This window comes from Flavobacterium sp., from assembly GCF_029242675.1.
GTDB lineage: Bacteria > Bacteroidota > Bacteroidia > Flavobacteriales > Flavobacteriaceae > Flavobacterium.
This window is the reverse complement of record NZ_JAQWTM010000107.1, coordinates 1-2,425: the sequence shown is the minus strand read 5'-3', so window position 1 is coordinate 2,425 and position 2,425 is coordinate 1. Positions and strand designations below refer to the sequence as shown.

3 protein-coding genes are annotated in these 2,425 nt (G+C 35.3%); 2 read left to right on the top strand and 1 reads right to left on the bottom strand.

Going from position 1 to position 2,425, the window contains the following annotated elements; genetic code table 11:
* Positions 1–495, bottom strand: a 495-nt coding sequence (locus tag P8M54_RS04290; RefSeq protein WP_300285572.1) for a peroxide stress protein YaaA, incomplete at its 3' end; no start/stop codon positions are given.
* A 79-nt stretch (positions 496–574) separates the two neighbouring features.
* Here P8M54_RS04290 and P8M54_RS04285 point away from each other — a divergent pair.
* Both P8M54_RS04285 and nhaA read left to right on the top strand, forming a co-directional pair.
* Positions 575–1,177 (top strand): GNAT family N-acetyltransferase, encoded by a 603-nt coding sequence (locus tag P8M54_RS04285; protein WP_300285570.1) that lies wholly within the window; start codon positions 575–577, stop codon positions 1,175–1,177.
* A gap of 297 nt (positions 1,178–1,474) precedes the next feature.
* Positions 1,475–2,425 (top strand): Na+/H+ antiporter NhaA (gene nhaA / locus P8M54_RS04280; RefSeq protein WP_300285568.1); only part of this gene is annotated, 951 nt, incomplete at its 3' end.

The following is a 2,425-nucleotide window of genomic DNA, read 5'->3' as shown; positions in this document are numbered from 1 at the left end:
AAATAGCTCCTCTTTTTTTAATTCTTTGTTAAGTGCTTTAGTGATAGTCGTTTTCCAAAATTCGTATAAATTCTTTTGGTCACCAATGGGTAACTTGGTGCCCATCTCTAAGCGGTAAGCTTGCATCAAATCTAGAGGTTTTAGCAATCCGTATAGTCCTGAAAGAATACGCAGTTTATCTTGCAATACCTCTATTTTTTGAACTGGAATACTGTAAGCATCTAAACTGGTATACACATCCCCGTCAAAAGTATAAATGGATGGTCGAGCATTAGCAGGATTGAAAGGTGTTTTCCACTCTTGATTGCGTTCCCAATTCAATTGTGCCAACTTATCTGAAATGTGCATCATAGAAGACAAACTAGTTGGCGATTCGTGCTTTAACACCTGCTGAATTTGACGCGATTCTTTTAAAAACAAGGGTTCTGTGAACGTCTCGATTGGTAATTCTTTTTCAAAATTCAATGACTTTGCGGGTGAGATAACAATTTTCATAGACTGCTTGATGCTTTAATTTCTGATTAGACTCCAAAAATACAAATTGAAACTAAGAAATAGCCAAAACTAAATTGATATGTGTAATGATGTCATAGAAAATCCAAATAAGACCAAATATACCCTATTTTTGAAAATAGAATATAATAAAACGGGAATGGAAAAGATTCAGATTTCAGCAGTGACACCAAATGATTTAAACGCACTAAAAGCAATTAGTATCCAAACTTTTACAGAGACGTTTGCGCCTGTAAATTCAGCTGCCAATTTAGCGACTTACATAACAGAAAATCTTACTGATAGTCTACTGCAATCCGAATTAAAAAATAAACAATCCGCCTTTTTCTTTGCTAAAGCAAATGATCAAATTCTAGGCTATTTGAAGCTGAATTGGGGAACAGCTCAAACAGAAAATGTATTAGAAAATGCAATGGAGATTCAACGCATTTATGTACTTCAAGAGTTTCAAGGACAGCAAATAGGATACCGTCTACTAGCGGAAGCAATTGCAATTGCAACAGCTAAAAAAGTAGCTAGTATTTGGTTAGGTGTTTGGGAGCACAATCATAAGGCATTACAGTTTTATAAAAAAAATGGCTTTACCGCTTTTAACCAACACCAATTTACTTTAGGTAACGAAGTTCAAACAGACCTCCTGCTCCGTTATCAATTACCAAAATAATACATAAGCCACCGCGCACTAGAAGTTACTATGTTGACCTAAAAACATCAAAACAATGTAAAATAAAAAAAATTACTTGTTTTAAATTAAGGTCCTTGCCAAATGCAAAATAATACAACTAATTATCGAAAATCAAAATTGGATGATAACCACCTAAAATCACTAAATAAAGGCAATAAAATCAATTTGAGCGAGGGGAATCGTAACTAATTCCCTATTTTTGTGATCCTAGTTAAAAATCGCCTTTATGGCTCCAAATAGCAGCAGTCGCTGTTGTGCAGACAAAACATAGAATACATGAAAAGAACAGTGAAGAAAACGATTAAAAAAATATACAATGCTGATTTGTGGAACGAATTTTTTAACAACGAAAAAGCCAGCGGACTTGTACTAATAGGTTGCACTTTAATTTCGTTAATTTTAGCTAATTCGATTTTTGGTAATCAATACCTTCACACTTGGCACACTAAATTTGGTGGACAAAGTTTAGAATACTGGATTAATGATGGTTTAATGACCATTTTCTTTCTACTAATTGGTTTAGAATTAGAAAGAGAAATATACGATGGTGAGCTCTCCAATATAAAAGACGCCCTACTTCCCATTTTTGCCGCTTTAGGAGGAATGGCAGTACCTGCTGGATTATATCTTTGGCTTAATTTTGGAATTGATGCACAAGCTGGAGCAGGAATTCCAATGGCCACTGATATTGCATTTGCCTTGGGTGTATTATCGCTACTTGGCAATCGCGTGCCATTATCTTTAAAGGTATTCCTAACGGCATTGGCTGTTATTGATGACTTGGGTGCTATTATGGTGATCGCCATATTTTATACAAAAACTATTTTTTGGCTGAACCTTGGTCTAGCAATGGGTATCTTGCTGTTCTTGTTTATTCTTAACAGAATGAAGGTTAAAATTCTTGCAATCTATTTAATAGGTGGAGTTTTCATGTGGTACTTTATGCTAAACTCTGGAATTCATGCCACCGTTACTGGAGTTCTATTGGCATTTGTAATTCCGTTTGGAGACGGAAGTAAAAAGTCTATCTCCTACCAATTACAGAGTTTTTTACACAAACCTGTCGCTTTCTTTATTCTTCCCCTATTTGCATTGGCGAATACTGCAATTGTTGTAGGTGCAGACATTGTTGACGCCCTAACCCAACATTACAGTATTGGTATTGCACTAGGATTAGTTTTAGGTAAACCAATAGGGATTGCCTTATTTAGCTTTATCGCTGTCACT